Below are 18,692 nucleotides of genomic sequence, written 5' to 3' on the forward strand. Positions count from 1 at the left end.
AGCCCTATATGCCCGACCCGGTTGATGCCCTTGAGGCGTCAGACTTACCGCTGGACGAACTCGTGGCATGCCATGAGTGCGACTTGTTGATGCGCAAGCCGGAGCTTGCCCGCGGTGAAAAGGCCCAATGCCCACGCTGCGGCTACGAGCTGTACGCTCACCGCCACAACGTCGTTGAACGAAGCCTGGCGTTAGTGATTGCCGCACTGCTGTTGTACGTCCCCGCGAACTTTTTACCCATCATGCAGCTCAATCTACTCGGGCAGTCCTCGCAGGACACCGTGTGGACCGGCGTGGTCGGTCTGTTCGACACTGGTATGCAAGGCGTCGCCGTGGTGGTGTTCCTCTGCAGCATGGGCATTCCATTGCTCAAGCTCCTGTGCCAACTGGCGGTATTGCTGAGCATCCGCTGGAACATCGGCCGCAGCTACGGTCTGCTGTTTTATCGCATCTACCACCACCTCAAGGACTGGGGGATGCTCGAGGTCTACCTGATGGGCGTGCTGGTGGCGATCGTAAAGCTGGCCGACATGGCCACCATCACCGTTGGGCTGGGCCTGGCCTGCTTCGTAAGTCTGTTAATGGTCCAGATACTGCTGGAGGTGGTCATGTCACCTCACCAGATCTGGGAAGCGCTGTCAGGAGAGGATGCTCATGCGGGCGATTGATGCGGGCATTCTGATCTGTACCGAATGCCACGAACTAAACAAACAAGACCCGGACACCGACGAGCAAACCTGCACCCGTTGCGGCGCGCTGGTCCACGCCCGTCGTCCGAACAGCCTGACGCGCACCTGGGCGCTGCTGATCACGGCAGCCATCTTGTACATCCCGGCCAATTTGTTGCCGATCATGACCGTAAGCTCCCTGGGCCAAGGCGATCCGAGCACCATCATGTCCGGCGTGATCCAGTTGATGCAGCACGGCATGTTCCCGATCGCCGCTGTAGTGTTCATCGCCAGCATTCTGGTGCCCACCTTCAAACTGGTGGGCATCGGCTTGTTACTGTTCTCGGTGCAACGTCACCAACCACTTTCCGCGCAACAACGCATTATCATGTACCGCTTTATCGAGTTCATTGGCCGTTGGTCCATGCTGGATATCTTCGTGATTGCCATCCTGGTGGCGGTCGTAAACTTTGGGCGACTTGCCAGTGTCGAGGCCAATCTCGGTGCCGTAGCGTTCGCCAGTGTGGTGATCTTGACGATGCTTGCCGCAGTAACTTTCGATCCCCGACTGATTTGGGATAATACGGAGTCGGACGACGACCATGAGTGATTTGCCTAAGGCTAAAACCCGCCCAGCTTCCAACTGGTCGGCCATTTGGGTGCTGCCCCTGATTGCCCTGATCATCGGTGGCTGGTTGGGATGGCGTGCGTACAACCAGCAAGGTATCGAGATTCAGGTACGCTTTGAAAGCGGCGAAGGCATCCAGGCCAACAAGACCGAAGTGGTCTACAAAGGCATGTCCGTGGGTAAGGTGAAAACCCTGGCCCTGGATGACGAAGGTAACAATCGTGGGGTGATTGCCACCATCGAGATGAACAAGGATGTGGAGCAATACCTCAAGACCAACACCCGCTTCTGGCTGGTAAAGCCGAGCGTCAGCCTGGCCGGGATCACCGGTCTGGAAACCCTGGTCTCGGGTAACTACATCGCCGCCAGCCCGGGCGATGGCGAGCCGACGCGCAAGTTCAAGGCCCTGTCCGAAGAACCGCCCTTATCCGACGCCAAGCCCGGCCTGCACCTGACGATCAAAGCTGATCGCCTCGGCTCGCTGAACCGCGGCAGCCCGGTGTTCTATAAGCAGATCCAGGTCGGCCAGGTCAAAAGCTACCTGCTCTCCGAAGACCAGACCACCGTTGAAATCAAGGTCTACATCGAGCCGACCTACGCCAGCCTGGTGCGCAAACACACGCGTTTCTGGAACGCCAGCGGCATCAGCATCGACGCCAACCTGTCCGGCGTAAAAGTGCGCAGTGAATCCCTGGCCAGCATCGTTGCCGGCGGTATCGCCTTCGCCACGCCGGAGAACCGCAAGGACAGCCCGCCGACGGACCCGAGCCTGCCGTTCCGCCTGTACGAAGACTTTGATGCAGCCGCCGCAGGCATCAAGGTCAAAGTCAAACTCACCGACTTCGAAGGCCTCCAGGCGGGTCGCACGCCAGTGATGTACAAAGGCATCCAGGTCGGTAGCTTGAAGACCCTGAAGATCGACCCGGATCTTTCCAGCGCCAATGCCGAACTGACCCTCGACCCACTGGCCGAAGACTACCTCGTTCAGGACACCCAATTCTGGGTGGTCAAACCGTCCATCTCCCTGGCTGGCATCACCGGGCTGGAAGCGTTGGTCAAAGGTAACTACATCGCCATCCGTCCCGGCGACAAGGGCAGCGCGCCACAACGGGAGTACGTCGCCCGGGCCAAGGCGCCGCCACTGGACCTGCGTTCCCCCGGCCTGCACATGGTGCTCTTCACCGACAACCTCGGCTCCCTGGATGTCGGCAGCCCGATCCTCTACAAACAGGTCAAGGTCGGTTCCGTACAAAGCTACCAGTTCTCCCGCAAGAACAAGCAGCTGGTGATCGGCGTCCATATCGAGAAAGAGTACGAAGGCCTGGTCAACGGCTCCACCCGATTCTGGAATGCCAGCGGCGTGACCCTGACCGGCGGACTCACTGGTGGCATCCAGGTGAAAAGCGAATCCCTGGCCAGCCTGATGGCGGGCGGTATCGCCTTCGAAACCCCGGAGCCGAATGTACCGCTGAAAAAGCGCATCCCGCGTTTCCGTCTGTTCCCGGACCGCGAAGCCGCCAACCAGCACGGTACGCTGGTGACCATCAAGGTCGACCGCGCCGACGGCCTGCGCCCAGGTACGCCGGTACGCTTCAAAGGCCTGGATGTAGGCAAGATCGAAAGCGTCGACTTGAGTGCCGACATGCAATCGGTCCTGCTCAGCGCGCGCATCACCCAAGTGGCCGATCGCATCGCCCGGGCCGGCAGTCAGTTCTGGGTGGTCAAGCCTGAACTCGGGCTGATGAAAACGTCGAACCTGGAAACCCTGGTCACCGGTCAATACATCGAAGTGCAGCCAGCGGTGAAAAACGCCGGCCCGCAAAAAAGCTTCGTTGCCCTCGACCAACCGCCTGAGGCCGTTCATCAGGAAGCGGGCCTGAGCCTGGTACTCAGCGCCGCACGCCGTGGCTCATTGAAGGAAGGCGTTCCGGTCACTTACCGCGAAGTCACCGTAGGCAAAGTTACCGGCTACGAGCTGGGCCAGACCGCCGACCGCGTGCTGGTCCACATCCTGATCGAGCCCAAGTATGCGCCGCTGGTGCGCAGTGGCAGCCGGTTCTGGAACACCAGCGGCTTCGGTCTCGACTTCGGCCTGTTCAAGGGCGCGACGGTACGCACCGAATCCCTGGAAACCCTGGTCGCCGGCGGCATCGCCTTTGCCACGCCGGACGGCGAGCGCATGGGCAACGCTGCACGGCCCCAGCAGACCTTCCCGCTGTTCGACAAGTTTGAAGACGAATGGCTGACCTGGGCGCCTAAAATCCCACTCGGCAAATAGACCGAGGCGCGGCCTTCGCGAGCAAGCCCGCTCCCACATTTGACCCAGTTCCCCCTGAAGGAACCCGATTGAATGTGGGAGCGGGCTTGCTCGCGAAGAGGCCCTCAAAAACACCAAAAAAAGGCCGCGATCCAGAAGATCGCGGCCTTTTTGCATTTCAGCGCGGCTGATTAAACCTCGTCCAACTCCGGCTCATCCGCCTGCACATTCACCGTCGCCTTCACCACATCGTGACGACGGATGTATTTCCAGTCCGCCTCATCAATGTAGATCCCGTTCGGCCCGCTGCCGCCTTCCAGGTCAATCGCCACCTGGGCGGACACCTGCGGCTTCACACTGGCCAGAATCGGCACGAAGCCCAGCTGCAAGCTGGTTTCCAGCAACGCCGCCTGGTTCTTCTCATCGATATCCGCCGCCTCGTCGAGGTAGTACGGCAAGCGCACGCGCCCGGCCTGGTCGCGGTCCATCAAGTGCAGCAACAAATACATGTTGGTCAGCGCCTTGATGGTCATGGTGGTGCCGTTAGAGGCGGCGCCATCAATGTCGGTGTGAATGATCGGCTGGCCGTTGACCTTGGTGATCTCGAACGCCAATTCGAACAGGTCCTTGAGGCCCAACTGGTTATGGTTGGCCGCAACCAGGCGCGCCAGGTATTCCTTGGCTTCCTCGTTCTTGTTGTCCTGCTCGGCGCTCTGGCTCAGGTCGAAGACCGAGAGGGTTTCGCCTTCTTCATACTGACCGGCACTGTGGATGATCTGGTCGATATGCTTGAGGGCTTCCTTGTTCGGCGCGAGCACGATGCGGAAGCTCTGCAGGTTGGACACCTGGCGCTTGTTGATCTCGCGGTTGAACAACGCCAACTGATGCTCAAGGCTGTCGTAGTCGCTGCGGATATTGCGCAAGGTGCGTGCGATATCGGTGACCGCCGCACGCCGCGCCTTACCCAGCGTCAGGGCTTCATCGGTACGGTGCGCGTAAGCGTTGATCAGCAGGTGCAGGCGGCGCTCCATATCGTCTTCACTGTCGAACTTGGCCACGCCCTTGAGGCGCACCTGTGCGTACAGTGCGTCGATCTGGCCGTCAGCGCGCAGCAAGCCCTGCCAGCTGTCCTGATAGTCATTGAGCAGCGGCAGCAGGTTTTCCATGGAGTCGTCGACCGGGTCCATGAACGGCGTACCAAACGGCAAGTCCGCCGGCAGCAGCTGGCGACGACGCAACGCGTCATCCAGCGTGCGCTGCTTGGCTTCCATATCACCAATCTGGCGGCCGACCAGTTGCAGCTTGGCCGACAGTTGCTGGACGCGTTCGGTAAACGCATCGCTGGAACGTTTCAATTCGTCCTGGGCCGCCTCCATCTGCGCCAGGCTTTCCAGCTTCTCGCCTTCTTCTGCGCTCAGGGTTTGCGAGCGGCGGAAATCTTCCAGCGCCTTCTGTGCGTCCAATACCTGTTGGTACAGGGCTTCAGTCTGGGTCTTGCTCGCCGCGCGGTCAGCCGCCACGGCTTGCTGGGTTTTCAGTTGTTTGAGTTCTTTTTCCAAGCGTTCTTTCTGGTCGCGCAACGCAGCGCGGTCAGCCAAGGCCTGCAATGCCGGCGGCTCGATATGCGAGATGTCGATGGCCAACCCCGGCACTTCAAAACGCTCGCCCTTGAAGCCGTCGAGGATCTGCTCCAGGGATTTCACCCACAGGCCTTCCTCGTCCAGCGTGATGCCATGCTCACCCAACGGCAAGCTGAACAGCGAACTGTTGAACAAGCGCATCAGACGCTCGACATCCTGCTGCGAGAATTCTTCCCGCAGCTTGGCGTAGCTGTTGTTGTCGGCGTGATCGAGTTGCTGTTTCACCGACTTCAGGCGTTTTTCCAGGTCCCGCAGACGCTCGTCCAGATCCTCGGCGCTGAACTGGCGCGACTGCGCCAAGGCCCCGGCCAATTCATCGTGAGCATCCTTGGCGGCCAGCAACTGCTGCTCCAGCACCTTGACGTCATCCACCAGGGCGAAGCGATGCTTGAGCACCGACAGCTCACCGAGCCAGCGCTGGATGCCGCTGATTTCCCGCTCCAGGCGCATCAGCTCCTGAGTGCCGCCGCGCTGGTCGTTCTGCAGTGCGTCTTGCTCGTTGCGGTAATGCTCGGCCTGAATCGTCAGCTCTTCCTTGCGAGCACTGGCGTAGTCCGACCAAGTGCCCAGCAACGAATCCAGCAGCGGCGACAGGCGATGCAGTTTGCCCCGCAGGATTTCCCGCTGTTTCACGCCATTGGACAGCGCTTCCACCAGCGGCCCGGCGGCTACCAATGAGTTGTAGTCCTGCTCCATGCGTCGTACATCACGGAAGGCTTCTTCACACGCCGCGATGTAATCGACACTGCCGGAACGCAGGCTGTGTTCGAACGCATCCAGGAACAGTTGCTTCAACTTGGCCGCGGTAATTTCCCGCATGTGCAGCAAGTTGATAAACAACGCACGGAAGGTCTTCAGGCTTTGCTCGCTGGTGGAGCGCAGCGGAATCAGGGTCAGGTCCAGTGGGATCGACGTGTGGCCGCCCACCAGCAAACGTCGCAGTTCATCCGGCTTCAGCTCGTAGGCTTTCAGGCCTTCGCGCTCAAGATTGGTGAACAGCTCTTTCTGGCGCAGGCAGGTGTCGTTCTTCTGGTAGTGCGCCAAATCCAGTTTGCCGGCGTAGGCGAAGAACTGGTGACCGAAACCACCGCCCGGGCCGCGACCGACCACGCCGATCACGTGCGGGCCATGGGGCAGGGCCACTTCCACCAGGATGTAGCTGGTGTCGGTAGCAAAGTAGAAACGCCGGGATTGCTCCAGGGTGTACTTGCCGAAACTCATGTCCGACATGCGCGCCAGAATCGGGAACTGCAAGGCGTTGATCGACGCTGATTTACCGAGGTTGTTCGCGCCATACACCGACAACGGCTCTTCCAGCGGGAACAAACCCAGGCTGTAACCGGCGGTGTTCAAAAGGGCGAAGCGGCGAATGCCGTAGCGTTCCTTGCTCATGCATCGGTCTCCTGTTCTTCGGCAATGGCACGGGCCAGGGCGTCTTCTTCGCTTTCTTCCGCAAAGTCACTCAAGTCCAGCGGGTCATCGGTCTTCAGCAGTTTTTCATCGCTGTCTTCGTCGATGATCACCGGGGCCGGCAACGGCAACACGCTGTGGATACTCGCGGCGAGGTCGCGGTCCTGCTGCACCGAGAGGCACACATCGAGGAAACGGTGCATCGGCGGCAGGAAGCGGTAGATACCGTTCTCTTCACCGGCAAAACCCAGCTGAGTCATGCGGCGCATGATTTTTTCTTCCAGTTCCTCGACGGTCTGCACTTCGGCCTGGATAAACAGGTCGCGGTACTTTTCCAGCAACGACGGCAGCTCATCACGGCCCAGGCTGCCACCGTCAAGCACGGCGATCGGGTCGCGGCCCTGGTCGGCCAGGTGCTCGACGATGATGAAGGTGAACAACGCCAGGCGCTGGGCGGTCTTGTTGACCTGCGCGGCGGCCACGGCCGAGTCCGGTACGAAGTAGTAGAAACCCCGGGTGTCGCACACCAACTCAAAGCCCAGGGCCTTGAACAGCGTGCGGTACTGGTCCTGGAAGTTCGACAGTTGGGCGTACAGCTCCGGGTCGCGCCGGCTGACGTGGTAACCCTTGAACAGCTCGCGAAAGATCGGCGCCAGCTGGGACAGTTCGGATAGATCAAGATGCATGAGGGGTGCTCGCAGAATTCCCGGCCGTATCAGTACTGGCTGGAAGCAGGGCGAATGAGCGCAGGCTGACCTGGTGCTCGTGAGTGTGGTAATCCCGTCGTTCCAGACGTTCGCGCTTGAAGCGTTTCTCCCGCGACAGGCGTGAGAACCAGTACAGCAACTCGTCGGTTGCGCCGTCCGGCTCCTGCTCCAGCAGCCAGGTCATCAGGTCGGGCATCGGCAGCGCGTCTTCGCAGCGCTCGAGCATCTCCTTGACCGTGCGCGGCGCGCGAGGGGCTTCGCCCTTGTGGGATTTGTGCGCCTTGGGGAAACGCGCCGGCTTCGGTTCGAAGTTGGCCAGGGCGTACACATAGGCTTCAACCTGGCTCGCACTGCCAAGAAAGGTGCTTTGCGGCCGGGTGAACATCGGCATCGCCGCTTGCGGCACCGCGTCCAGGCCCTTGCGGCGAATCGCCGACAAGGCCAGCGCGGCTCCACGGGTCACGGCGTTGTGCCGGCGCGCTTCTTCCCGCAGCGGCAGCAGCAGTTCCCGGGCGTGACGCAAGGTCAGCTGGGCGCTGGTCTGCATTTCGAGGATGCGCGCGTGGGTGCGCAGCAGCATGTCGTCGTCCACCAGGTGGCCGAGACGCTGTTGTTCGGTAAGCATGCGCAACAGCACGTTCTCGACCTTGCGCACGCCTTGTTCGAAGGCGCCGTCGGCATTCACCAACTGAATCATCGGTTCGACGTATTCGTCCCAGGTCGCCAGTACTTCGGCGTAACGCTGACGCAACGGGATCTGCCGGTCGCTGGTCTTGGCGCGGTCGGCCACGGCTGCGAGGGCCTGTTCGTCGTTGGCGAGTTTTTTCAGCACGTCGCGCACGCGCATGTCCAGCAGGCGCAGTTGGCGCGCCAGGTCATGGCCGTCACGGATGTCGAAGGCGTCCTGGATATAGCCCGCCAGGCGCTCAAGGTGGCGCAGGTAGGCTTCGATCTCCAGGCACAGGCCTAGCCGGTGCTCCTTGCGAAGATACGCCAGGAAGTCGTGGATCTGCGCATTGAGCTCGAAACGGTTCGGGCTCTTGGCGACAGGCACCAGGATATCCAGGCGAATCCACACGTCCAGCAGGCTGGTGATGTCCTGTGGCGTGCTGTCCAGTTGTTGGGCGGCCAGTTGGGCGCGCAGTTCGCTGAGGCTCAGGGTGCCTTGGTCGAAGTGTTCGCACAGTGGCTCAAGCAGGGCCCAGTGTTCGGCGAGGGCGCGCAAGACGCGCTTGGGTTCGATCATCGGAATGGCCGGCTGGTTAGCGATTAAAAGCAGCGATTGTACTGCATCGGGGGTGGGATTTATCCACAGCCGGTCGTGAGGCGCTCACCGGAGCGATCAACTGCGGGCGATCTTCGTCGAAGGGCGGTAGAATCCCCGTTCTTTAGTTATCCACAAGTGGCCGACCTTTGCTTATCGAGTCCCGACGTCGCGCTTACTTGACCGCCATGCAGGTGGTCAACTGGCTGCCGCGCACTGAATTACCGTTCGCCGCCCCCTCGCGGCCCGAGCTGCTGGAGGCCCCGGAGCCGTTCGAGGCTTTCGGGCCTTCGGGTGAGGAGGCGGCTGCGCCGGTGCCGCTGGTCAAGCCTGTGGCTGAAACCCCGGTGGTTCGGCCAAAGGTCGAAGTCCCCCGGCCGTCGCTGGTGGCCAAGCCGGTCGTCGCCGAAGAGGCGCCTGCCGTGGTCAAGGCTCCAGTCGTGCCGCCGCCGCGCTTTGCCCTGCAACTGCTGCGGGCCGGGCGATGCCTGTTGCTGGTGGAGTTGCCGACAGGCGAGCGCTTCCAGACCCGCGACCCGGCCTATCTGCTGCTCAAGGACATGTTGCGCGCCGCCGGCCTGCCCGACAGTCCGCAGATCGTCGGCGAGCCGGTGCGCTGGCCGCTGCTGGCCCGGGGCACCATGGACCAGGGGCCGGAAGCCGCGCGGGATTTTGTACAAGGTTTTGTCTCGGCGCGCCTGGAAGACGAACCCTGCGTGTGCCTGTGGCTGATCGGCCTGCCCGCCGTGCGTTTTGCCGGCGAAGCCAACGCCGAGGCCTGGTACCGCGAACTGCAGGTCGAAGGCCTGGGCTCTGTCTGGGCCCTGCCGGGCCTGGAACTATTAATGGAAGAGCCACAGCGTAAGGCTGATGTCTGGCAAGCCATGCGCCGGCTGATGGCGCGCTGGAAAAGTACCGATGAGTGAAGCTTTATCTTTCCGCCCGATGACCGAGGCGGACCTCGACGCTGTACTGAAGATCGAATACGCAGCGTTCAGCCACCCCTGGACCCGCGGGATTTTTCTCGATGGGCTGGGCAAGTACCAGATCTGGCTGATGTTCGAAGGTGAGCAGCAGGTGGGCCACGGGGTGGTGCAGATCATCCTCGATGAAGCGCATTTGCTGAACATCACCGTCAAGCCGGAAAACCAGGGCCGTGGCCTGGGTTTAAGCCTGCTGGAGCACCTGATGTCCCGGGCCTACGAGGCCAAGGCGCGGGAATGTTTCCTGGAAGTGCGCGACAGCAACACCGGCGCGTTCCGGCTGTATGAACGTTACGGTTTCAACGAGATTGGCCGCCGGCGGGACTATTACCCCGCTGTTGGTGGTCGCGAAGATGCGGTCGTGATGGCCTGCACCCTGGTCGACTAAACGCGGGGCCCATTGTGGGAGCGGGCTTGCTCGCGAATACGGTGGTCCAGTCGCCAGATGTAATGACTGACACGCCGCCTTCGCGAGCAAGCCCGCTCCCACATTCAGTTCGGCAGCGTGTCAGCGGTTGCCGTCTACTGGATCGATATCGGCCAGTTCGGCTTCATCCAGGCCATTGCCGCCGCCAATCTCGTCTTCGTCGACGATGCTCAGGTCCCAATCGGCCTGTCCATCTTCACCTTCTTCCCGCGCATCCCGCGCACCATCCTCGCGGATCAGGGTTTCCGGGCTCATGTCATCATCGGTTGATTCATGATCAGCGGTGGAAGCCCCGGTCATCCCGGCCTCGCGTACCCGTTCGTCGGGCATCAGATGCTCGCGTTCGCGAGGTGGAATCTCGTCGCCGATCTCCGCCGTCGGTTCTTCCTCGTCAAAATCCAGTTCCCGCATGGAGCCCATGCGGTCTTCGTTATCATCAATCGGCTCCGGTTGGGTGGCGCCGAAAGGACGTCGTGAATCAGTCATGGCGATTCCTCATACTGTGGGGCTTATAGTGTGTGGACAGGCATGGCTCCCCAAGATTCAAGTAATTGCCAGCCGGCTATCTTTATTCTCGGCGTGACCCGGATGGGCGGTCGTCTGTCAAAGCTGCGCATCATTCCTGAGGCTTTCCCTGATGAACGAACTACAAGACCTGCTTGATAACAACGAACGCTGGGCGGATGCGATCAAACAGGAAGATCCCGAATTCTTCGCCAAGCTCGCCCGCCAGCAAACCCCGGAATACCTGTGGATCGGCTGTTCCGACGCCCGCGTACCGGCCAACGAGATCGTCGGCATGCTGCCGGGCGACCTGTTTGTGCATCGCAATGTGGCTAACGTGGTGCTGCACACCGACCTCAATTGCCTGTCGGTGATCCAGTACGCGGTTGACGTGCTCAAGGTCAAACACATCCTGGTGACCGGCCACTATGGCTGCGGCGGTGTACGCGCCTCGATGCAGGACAACCAGTTGGGCCTGATCGACGGCTGGCTGCGCACGATCCGTGACCTGTACTACGAAAACCGCGACGTGCTGGCCCAGTTGCCCACGGAAGAGGAACGCGTCGACCGCCTGTGCGAGCTGAACGTAATCCAGCAAGTGGCCAACGTCGGGCACACCAGCATTGTGCAAAACGCCTGGCACCGTGGGCAGAGCCTGTCGGTTCACGGCTGCATCTACGGGATCAAGGATGGCCGCTGGAAAAGCCTGAACACCACCATCAGTGGCTTCGAGCAATTGCCGCCGCAATACCGCCTGCGTCCGCTGGGAGCGGTCTAAGGGCTTTTGCGTTTGCGCCACTGCTCCATGAACTGTTGACCTTCGGCATTCAACGGCTCCTTCATGCCGGTGATCCAGCCCCGACAGTTGAGCTCGCCACACTGGCAGCGAAACTGTCGGAACAGCACGTCCTCGGTGTGGGCGTAATCCATGGTCAGCAGGGCGCCGGCGGGCACCGGCTGAACGGACCAGAGCTCCAGGTAGGTCATGTCGAGAAATACGTTCGGGTTGCACGAGTGCGAAAGCAAGCCGCTGAACCACGGGTCGTACAAGTGGATGCGCGCGGACATCTGCACCGTATGCAGGCGCCGCTCACTCAGCGCGTAGCCGGACACCTTTGCGATGAGCAGGCGGCTATCGAAGGCGACGCGCGTCTTGATCCCTTCGCCGGAACCCTCCCGGGTACGCACCACTTCATAGTCGCAAGCGCGGGGGTAGCCGTGTTCGGTGAGCACGGTCGCGAAGGGGTAAAGGCAGTCACTCGCAGCGGTTTTAGCCTGATCCATGGCTTGAGTTTTCATGGCTCTCCAGGATGGGGCTGCATCGACCTGCCGGTGGTGTCTGGACTGCCAGTCTTGCAGCGGATGGGCGCCGCTCAAGACTCGCCGAAGTAAGAGCCAATTTCTACTGTCAAATCTGACAGTAGAAATTGGCTATTTTTTATGTAGGAAAACGACCCTTTTGCAGCAAGCATCAAAGCGCCGGTGCATCAACCGCCGGTGCCGGCACTGCGCTTTTCAATTGCCGTAGCTGAGTCTTGATGGCGGGCTGGGCGCACTTGGCGTTCGCTTGTTCGGGCGTCAGTTCGCGGATCGAGGTGTAGAACAGTTCGCAGGTCTGCTCCTTGCGCGTCACCTGCCAGGTGTTCATGCAGCCTTTGAGCTGCACATTCGGATCGCTGGCGGGCTTCTGGCCCATCGAGGCCTGCCAGCAGGCGGCGCTCAAGTCCTGGCCCATCACCTTCAAGCCGGCCTCGTCGGCCTTTTGCTCGTCACCGTCATAGGTGTCGGGGTTGGCTGCATACCAGATGTAACTCGGGTGGTTGGCCCCCAGCACGGCGACTTTGCTGCCATCGGCCGGGCTGATCTGCGCCAGGCCCAACACACCCACGGTTTGCCCGTATTGCTGCTTGATCCAGCTGCGCACCGGCGCCCCAAAAGCCACCATTGGCAATGCGCCGCCCGCGTGCAGGCTCAGCTCCTTGACCATGCGGGTCTGGTAGTCGGTGAAGTAACCGTACACACCTTCCAGGTCCTTGCCCGCCGTAGCAGGGGCGGCGATTGGGGCGATGTCGATGATGGTCTGGTATTCCGGCGTCTGGGTTGCCGGGATGCCGTTGGCCGTGAGCAGGGTCGCCCAGCGGTCGGTGGTGGCCGACTCCAGATAGTCCTGGAAGTGAGTCAGGGAGTAATCCGGCGGGAAGTGCAGCAGCTCGATGCTCTTGCGGTTTTCCAGGGCCATGCCCAGCGGCAGGAACAGGTACCAGTTGAACTGCCACTTGCCATCGCCATTGAGCTTGCTGGCGCCCTGGTAAGCCAGGTCGGCGGTGTCGAGCAAGGTGGTCAGCGGCTGGCCATAACCGTCCGGCACGCCGCTGAAGGTGGCAAGCACCTGATCATGCTCGGTTTTTACACTGACTTTGCCCCGGCTGTAACCGTCTCGTTGCAGGCTTTGGTTCAGGTAGTGCTCGACGGTCTGCTCCAGCGTCCAGGGACGAAAGCAGATGACGCTGCAATTGTTCGGGTAGGCGAACAACTGGGTGACCCGTTGCGGGGTACCCAGCGGTACGGTGATGTCAGCCTGTACGACCGCACTCAAGGTCAGTGCGGCCAGGGTGAAGGACAACCTGGAGAGTTTAAACATGGATGATTCCCTGTCAGCGAAAGCCCGTCTGCGCGGGGTGAATGCCCACCCTCACACAGTAGCGGTTGACCGGGAAAAAGGCGTAGAAAAAATGCGCGCTTGTCGCTTTTGAGCAAGTGCGTCTACACCGGGAAGTGCAGGGCGTTGCTCAAATCTCCCATGGGTTTTTGGCCGCGTGCGGTCATCGCGTCGTCACGCTGCTTGAGCCCGTCGAGGGTTTCCAGCTGGAACACCCGAGTGATCAGGCGCAGGATCGACGCCGTGTCGTAAACGGTATGGTCCACCGTGCCCTTGCGTGCTAACGGCGAGACCACCAACGCCGGTATCCGCGTGCCCGGGCCCCAGCGGTCGCCTTTCGGCGGTGCAACATGGTCCCACCAGCCGCCGTTTTCATCGACGGTGACGATCACCACCATGTTCTTCCACTGCGGGCTTTCCTGCAGCACCTTCAAGGCGCGGGTGATATGCCGGTCGCCCGAGGCGACGTCGGCGTAACCGGCGTGCATATTCAGGTTGCCCTGGGGTTTGTAGAAGGTCACGGCAGGCAGCTTGCCGGCTTGGGCATCGGCGAAGAACTTGTTGGTGCTGGCGTCATCCCCCAGGCCGCCATCGCGCAGGCGTTTATTACGCTCGGCCGGGTTTTCCGGGCCTTGCTGCTTGAAGTAGTTGAACGGCTGGTGGTGGTACTGGAAGTTCGGAATCTTCGGAATGCCGCCCGAGTCCTTGAACTGATCCAGCGTCGCTTGCCACGCACCAGCGTACCAGGCCCAGTCGACGTTCTTTTTCGACAGCTTGTCGCCGATATGTTCGTGGGTTTGTGGCACCAACACGTTAGGCAAGTCGGGCTTGGAGTAATCGGGGCGCTCGGGGTCGCGAATCCAGGTCGGCCAGTAAGGCGGGGCCAGGGTGTTCACGCCGAAACCGTCCGGGGTCAGTGCGCTGGGGCCAAATTGCGGCGGGCCGGTCATGGCGCTGGCCGGGGATTTGTCCAGCGGCTTGAGGCGCGGGTCCGTCGGGTCGTCGCTCTGCAGCGTGGCGATCTGTGCCTTGGCCACCGATTGGGCCGCATTTGGGTACACCGGCGGGGTGGCACTGATCAGGTATTGGTGGTTAAGAAATGATCCGCCAAAGGCGCCCTGGAAGAAGTTGTCGCAGAGCACAAACTCCTTCGCCACGTCCCACAAGCGCAGGGCGTAACGGCTCTGGGCGTAATGACCCATCAGCAGACCGCCAGAGTCGCCCCAGGCCACGAACGCGTCATTTTTACCGCCATTGATCTGCATCTGGTTCTGATAGAACACATGCCACAAATCCCGGGTCACCAGGCTCAGGGGCTGGTCTTCGCCATTCGGGCCTTTGAGGGCGAACGGAGCGTTGGGCAGGTTTTCCTGGTATTGCACTTCGCTGGGGTACGTGACGCCATCCACGGTCTGCGGGCCAACTTGCAACACGCCGCCCCAGGTCGGGGGCAGGGTGCTCAGCAGGCTGCCGTCGCGGTCGCGCTGCTGATAGTCCGCAGGGGCGAGGGCCGACAATGGTTTCTCGACCCCGGGGAAATCCGCAAACAGGTTGTTGAAACTGCGGTTTTCGGCGTAGATCACCACCACGGTTTTAACCTGTTCGTGCAGGGCCTTGTCCAGCTCTTGCGGGGTCAGCGGCCGCTCCACCGGCTTGCCCGGTGCCTCGCTGGTATTGCCACAGGCATTCAAGGTCGCACCGACCCCCAGCACGGCCGCGCCTCCCAGAAAGCGCCGCCGGCTGGTGTCCACTGGCGGTTTGGCTTGAACGTCTTGGGAAGGGCGGTCTTCGTGCTCGTCGCTCATTGCTGGGAGTCCATGCGGGTTAGTTGTTGCAATATGTTTCGCCGGAACCGTAGCAATGGAATGTGACGGAATGAAGACAGCGGTGTGATCATGTGGGCATGCTTCCTGATCCCAAGCACTGCTAGACTGGCCCGATATTGCATACCGCAGAGGTGTCCCATGAAACCTTCAACTGCCCTGGATCTCAAGAGGGCTGCCGTGCGTGAAGTAGTAGGACGTTTCCATACCTCCAACCCAAGGGTGTTTGGGTCCGTTTTGTTGGGGACTGATAAAGACGGCAGTGATCTCGATTTACTGGTTGATGCGCTACCGGGAGCGACCCTTTTTGACCTTGGTGGGCTGCAGGTGGAGTTGGAAGACTTGCTCGGGGTAAACGTCGATTTGCTGACGCCTGGCGATCTGCCTCTCAAGTTTCGTGCTCAAGTCTTGGCTGAGGCCCGGCCCGTATGATCTCAAATCGGATTGGCGACTATCTGGAGCACATGCGCCAGGCATCGTCCGACGCGATCACCTTTGTCGAAGGGGTGAGCAAACCTGAGTTTTTTGAAGACAAGCGTACCCAGCAAGCCGTGATCATGAGTTTGATCATCATCGGCGAAGCGTCGACCAAAATAATGGATCAACATCCAGAGTTTGCAGCCGCCCAACCGCAGGTGCCTTGGCGCAGTATGCGAGGGATGCGCAACCGGATTGCCCATGGTTACTTCGATATAAATCTTGAAGTGGTATGGGACACGGTCCAGCACGCGCTACCTGAGCTGCTGAGCAACCTGCCAGCCGCACCCGCCTGAAGAGCGGGTGCAGCTTCGGGAGATTAAGGCATCACCGGCGGCAAATATTTAAGCGTCGTGCCCAACGCCCACAGCAGGAACAACACCAGCGGCGTATGCACCAGCAACTGCACAAACGAAAAGCCGATCAAGTCCCGCGCCTTCAGCCCCAACACGCCCAGCAGCGGCAACATATAGAACGGGTTGATCAGGTTCGGCAGCGCTTCGGCGGCGTTGTAGATCTGCACCGCCCAGCCCAGGTGATATTCCAGGTCATTGGCGACCTGCATCACGTACGGCGCCTCGATGATCCACTTGCCGCCGCCCGACGGTATAAAGAAGCCCAGCACCGCCGAGTACACGCCCATCAATAGCGCGTAGGTGTCGTGGGACGCAATCGAGGTGAAGAAGGTCGAGATATGGTGCGCCAGGGTCGCGCCGTCACTGCCTTTGACCACGGTCATCAACGCCGCAATCGAGCCATACAACGGGAACTGGATCAGCACCCCGGTGGTGGTCGGCACCGCACGGGCCACCGCATCCAGGAAGCTGCGCGGGCGCCAGTGCAGCAACGCACCCACCATCAGGAACAGGAAGTTATAGGTGTTGAGCCCCGAGATCGCGCTGATCGCCGGCTTGGTCGAAAACTCATGGAACAGCCACCCGGCCGCCAGCAACGCCAGCAGGATGGTCAGCAACGGGCTGTGTTCCAGCCATTCGCCCGGGCGGGTTGGCGGATGCGGCTTGGGCAGGTTGAAGGCCGGGTCGACCCCGCAGGCCTTGGCATCACGGGCGGAGTTCGGCCCGGGCGCGGTGGCGTAGGCGATGATCAGCGAGACCACAATCAGCGCCAGCAACAGCACGCCGGATTGCCACAGAAAGATTGTCTCGGTGAACGGAATCATCCCGGTGATCGACAGAATCGACGGCGGCAAGCTGGCCGGGTTGGCCTGCAACTGCGCCGCCGATGACGACAGCCCCAGCGCCCAAACGGCACCCAGACCGAGGTAGGCCGCAGCACCGGCCGCGCGATAGTCCATGCGCAAATCCGTACGACGGGCCAGTGCACGCACCAGCAAACCGCCGAACACCAACGACAGGCCCCAGTTGAGCAACGAGGCGACCATCGAAATCAGCGCCACCCACGCCACCGCAGAGCGGCCGTTCTTCGGGATGCGCGCCAGGCGATCGATCAGTTTCACGGCGGGTGGGGAGCTGGCGACCACGTAACCGCCAATCACCACAAAAGCCATTTGCATGGTGAACGGGATCAAGCTCCAGAAACCGTCACCAAAGGCCTTGGCGGCCTCGGTCGGCGCGGCGCCCATGCCCAGGGTCGCCACCGCGACAATGATCACGGCGAGGGCGGCAAACACCCAGGAGTCCGGAAACCAGCGCTCGGCGAAGTTTGAACAACGCAGGGCGAATCGGGCGTAGCGGCTGTCTTCGATAGCATCGGCCACGTTCAGTACCTCTATTTGTATTTATTATGGGGGCGGCAGTTTTGCTGCATGTTCCTCTACGGCTATTCATTTGGGAATGTAGTTATCTTCATTGATCAATGAGTAAAGCAAATATATCCAGTGTGATTGCCATCACTCGGCCCAGCTCATAACCTGCAGTCCATTTCGTTTGTCTGCCGAGCTTTTCCATGACTGCCACCTCTTATCCACAGGCGCAGCGTTTCTCCCGCTCCGACTACAAAACCCTGGGCCTGGCCGCCTTGGGCGGGGCCCTGGAAATCTACGACTTCATCATCTTCGTATTTTTCGCGCTGACCCTCAGCCAGCTGTTTTTCCCGCCGGAAATGCCCGAGTGGCTGCGCCTGCTGCAAAGCTTCGGCATCTTCGTCACCGGCTACCTCGCGCGCCCGCTGGGCGGAATCCTGATGGCGCACTTCGCCGATCACCTGGGGCGCAAGCGGGTGTTCAGCCTGAGCATCCTGATGATGGCGCTGCCGTGCCTGCTGATCGGGATCATGCCCACCTACGCACAAATCGGTTATTTCGCGCCCTTGATCCTGCTGGCACTGCGCATCCTCCAGGGCGCGGCGGTGGGCGGGGAAGTGCCGAGCGCCTGGGTGTTTGTCGCCGAACACGCGCCAGATAATCATCGCGGCTATGCCCTCGGCTTCCTGCAAGCCGGGCTGACCTTTGGCTACCTGCTCGGCGCGCTGACGGCGACGCTGCTGGCGCAAGTCTTCACCCCGGCAGAAATCCTCGACTACGCCTGGCGCTTCCCGTTCCTGCTGGGCGGCGTGTTTGGTGTGATCGGTGTCTGGCTGCGACGCTGGCTCAGCGAAACCCCGGTGTTCCTGCAGATGCAGGCCCGCCGCCAGGCCGGCGCCGAACTGCCCCTGCGCACCGTCTTGCGGGAGCACCGCAGCGCGCTGCTGCCGGCGATGATCCTGACCTGCGTACTCACCTCGGCGGTCGTAGTGCTGGTGGTCATCACCCCGACCATGATGCAGAAAACCTTCGGCATGAGCCCCAGCCACACCTTCGCCCTGAGCGCGCTGGGCATCGTGTTCCTGAACATCGGTTGTGTGCTGGCCGGCCTGCTGGTGGACCGCATCGGCGCCTGGCGTGCGGTGTTGGTCTATAGCCTGCTGCTGCCGGTGGGGATTGCCGTGCTCTATGCCAGCCTGATTGCCGGCGGCGTATGGCTGGGCGCGGCGTATGCGATTGCCGGATTGAGTTGTGGGGTGGTGGGCGCGGTGCCGTCGGTGATGGTCAGCCTGTTCCCGGCGCAGGTGCGGGTGTCGGGGATTTCCTTCACTTACAACATTGCCTATGCGCTGTGGGCGAGTACCACGCCGCTGATGTTGATCGCACTGATGCCTACCAGTCCGTGGATCTGCGTGGGGTATTGCGTGGTGATGGGCGCGGTGGGCGCAGTGAGTGCAGTACATTTTGGCAAGCGCCACCCCACCTGATCGTTCCCACGCTCTGCGTGGGAACGCCTCACTGG

17 protein-coding genes are annotated in these 18,692 nt (G+C 61.2%); 9 read left to right on the plus strand and 8 right to left on the minus strand.

The annotated features are described in order from the left end of the window. Positions 1-8: 8 nt before the first annotated feature. From ACUN0G_RS03210 to ACUN0G_RS03220, 3 genes are read left to right on the plus strand one after another with little or no spacing between them, the layout of a single operon-like run. On the plus strand, positions 9-668 hold the full coding sequence (locus tag ACUN0G_RS03210; RefSeq protein WP_177022667.1) for a paraquat-inducible protein A: 660 nt from the start codon (positions 9-11) through the stop codon (positions 666-668). After that, on the plus strand, positions 655-1,278 hold the full coding sequence (locus ACUN0G_RS03215; protein WP_003214366.1) for a paraquat-inducible protein A: 624 nt from the start codon (positions 655-657) through the stop codon (positions 1,276-1,278). Before ACUN0G_RS03210 ends, ACUN0G_RS03215 begins: the two co-directional genes overlap by 14 nt. Next, positions 1,271-3,574 (plus strand): PqiB family protein, encoded by a 2,304-nt coding sequence (locus tag ACUN0G_RS03220; protein WP_063033188.1) that lies wholly within the window; start codon positions 1,271-1,273, stop codon positions 3,572-3,574. The genes ACUN0G_RS03215 and ACUN0G_RS03220 overlap by 8 nt, the downstream gene beginning before the upstream one ends. A 170-nt stretch (positions 3,575-3,744) precedes the next feature. Here ACUN0G_RS03220 and mksF read toward each other — a convergent pair whose 3' ends face one another. Genes mksF through mksB form a run of 3 tightly spaced genes read right to left on the minus strand, consistent with a single transcriptional unit; the run spans position 3,745 to position 8,556 of the window. Continuing rightward, positions 3,745-6,585, minus strand: coding sequence for an Mks condensin complex protein MksF (gene mksF, locus ACUN0G_RS03225; RefSeq protein WP_017478597.1), 2,841 nt, complete (start codon positions 6,583-6,585; stop codon positions 3,745-3,747). Then, the gene (gene mksE / locus ACUN0G_RS03230) at positions 6,582-7,289 is read right to left on the minus strand and encodes an Mks condensin complex protein MksE (protein ID WP_003214375.1); all 708 of its coding nucleotides are present in this window, start codon (positions 7,287-7,289) and stop codon (positions 6,582-6,584) included. Before mksE ends, mksF begins: the two co-directional genes overlap by 4 nt. Continuing rightward, positions 7,279-8,556, minus strand: a complete 1,278-nt coding sequence (mksB, locus tag ACUN0G_RS03235) for an Mks condensin complex protein MksB (protein ID WP_445572668.1) — start codon at positions 8,554-8,556, stop codon at positions 7,279-7,281. The genes mksE and mksB overlap by 11 nt, the downstream gene beginning before the upstream one ends. A 206-nt stretch (positions 8,557-8,762) precedes the next feature. On the opposite strand from mksB, the gene ACUN0G_RS03240 reads away from it, so the two are divergent. After that, on the plus strand, positions 8,763-9,500 hold the full coding sequence (locus tag ACUN0G_RS03240; protein ID WP_445575511.1) for an energy transducer TonB: 738 nt from the start codon (positions 8,763-8,765) through the stop codon (positions 9,498-9,500). After that, positions 9,493-9,945: a ribosomal protein S18-alanine N-acetyltransferase gene (rimI, locus tag ACUN0G_RS03245; protein WP_003214382.1), complete on the plus strand. Its 453-nt coding sequence runs from the start codon at positions 9,493-9,495 to the stop codon at positions 9,943-9,945. The genes ACUN0G_RS03240 and rimI overlap by 8 nt, the downstream gene beginning before the upstream one ends. 120 nt (positions 9,946-10,065) lie before the next feature. Here rimI and ACUN0G_RS03250 read toward each other — a convergent pair whose 3' ends face one another. Next, entirely contained in the window at positions 10,066-10,470 is a 405-nt protein-coding gene (locus ACUN0G_RS03250) for a hypothetical protein (protein WP_063033183.1), read from the minus strand. Between the two features lie 151 nt (positions 10,471-10,621). Between ACUN0G_RS03250 and can the strand changes: the two genes are divergently transcribed. Further along, positions 10,622-11,266 carry a carbonate dehydratase gene (gene can, locus ACUN0G_RS03255; RefSeq protein WP_003214385.1) on the plus strand — a complete coding sequence of 215 codons (645 nt, stop codon included), beginning with the start codon at positions 10,622-10,624 and terminating at the stop codon, positions 11,264-11,266. Here the strand turns inward: can and ACUN0G_RS03260 are convergent. The 3 genes from ACUN0G_RS03260 to ACUN0G_RS03270 all read right to left on the minus strand — a co-directional run bounded on the left by ACUN0G_RS03260 (position 11,263) and on the right by ACUN0G_RS03270 (position 14,952). Then, positions 11,263-11,787, minus strand: a complete 525-nt coding sequence (locus ACUN0G_RS03260) for an SET domain-containing protein-lysine N-methyltransferase (RefSeq protein WP_445572669.1) — start codon at positions 11,785-11,787, stop codon at positions 11,263-11,265. The two genes, can and ACUN0G_RS03260, sit on opposite strands and share 4 nt — an antisense overlap. A gap of 172 nt (positions 11,788-11,959) precedes the next feature. Continuing rightward, the gene (locus tag ACUN0G_RS03265) at positions 11,960-13,129 is read right to left on the minus strand and encodes a hypothetical protein (protein ID WP_445572670.1); all 1,170 of its coding nucleotides are present in this window, start codon (positions 13,127-13,129) and stop codon (positions 11,960-11,962) included. A gap of 122 nt (positions 13,130-13,251) precedes the next feature. Further along, on the minus strand, positions 13,252-14,952 hold the full coding sequence (locus ACUN0G_RS03270) for an acid phosphatase (protein ID WP_445572671.1): 1,701 nt from the start codon (positions 14,950-14,952) through the stop codon (positions 13,252-13,254). Between the two features lie 159 nt (positions 14,953-15,111). Here ACUN0G_RS03270 and ACUN0G_RS03275 point away from each other — a divergent pair, with 159 nt between their 5' ends. After that, positions 15,112-15,402 carry a nucleotidyltransferase family protein gene (locus ACUN0G_RS03275; protein ID WP_003214393.1) on the plus strand — a complete coding sequence of 97 codons (291 nt, stop codon included), beginning with the start codon at positions 15,112-15,114 and terminating at the stop codon, positions 15,400-15,402. After that, entirely contained in the window at positions 15,399-15,743 is a 345-nt protein-coding gene (locus ACUN0G_RS03280) for a HepT-like ribonuclease domain-containing protein (protein ID WP_445572672.1), read from the plus strand. Before ACUN0G_RS03275 ends, ACUN0G_RS03280 begins: the two co-directional genes overlap by 4 nt. Before the next feature lie 23 nt (positions 15,744-15,766). Here ACUN0G_RS03280 and ACUN0G_RS03285 read toward each other — a convergent pair whose 3' ends face one another. Next, a complete protein-coding gene (locus ACUN0G_RS03285) occupies positions 15,767-17,185 on the minus strand; it encodes a short-chain fatty acid transporter (RefSeq protein ID WP_063033179.1) in 1,419 nt (472 codons plus the stop codon). 188 nt (positions 17,186-17,373) lie between these two features. Here ACUN0G_RS03285 and ACUN0G_RS03290 point away from each other — a divergent pair, with 188 nt between their 5' ends. After that, positions 17,374-18,657, plus strand: a complete 1,284-nt coding sequence (locus ACUN0G_RS03290) for an MFS transporter (protein ID WP_445572673.1) — start codon at positions 17,374-17,376, stop codon at positions 18,655-18,657. Positions 18,658-18,692 lie beyond the last annotated feature (35 nt).

The sequence above is a fragment of the Pseudomonas sp. 32A genome, assembly GCF_052682255.1.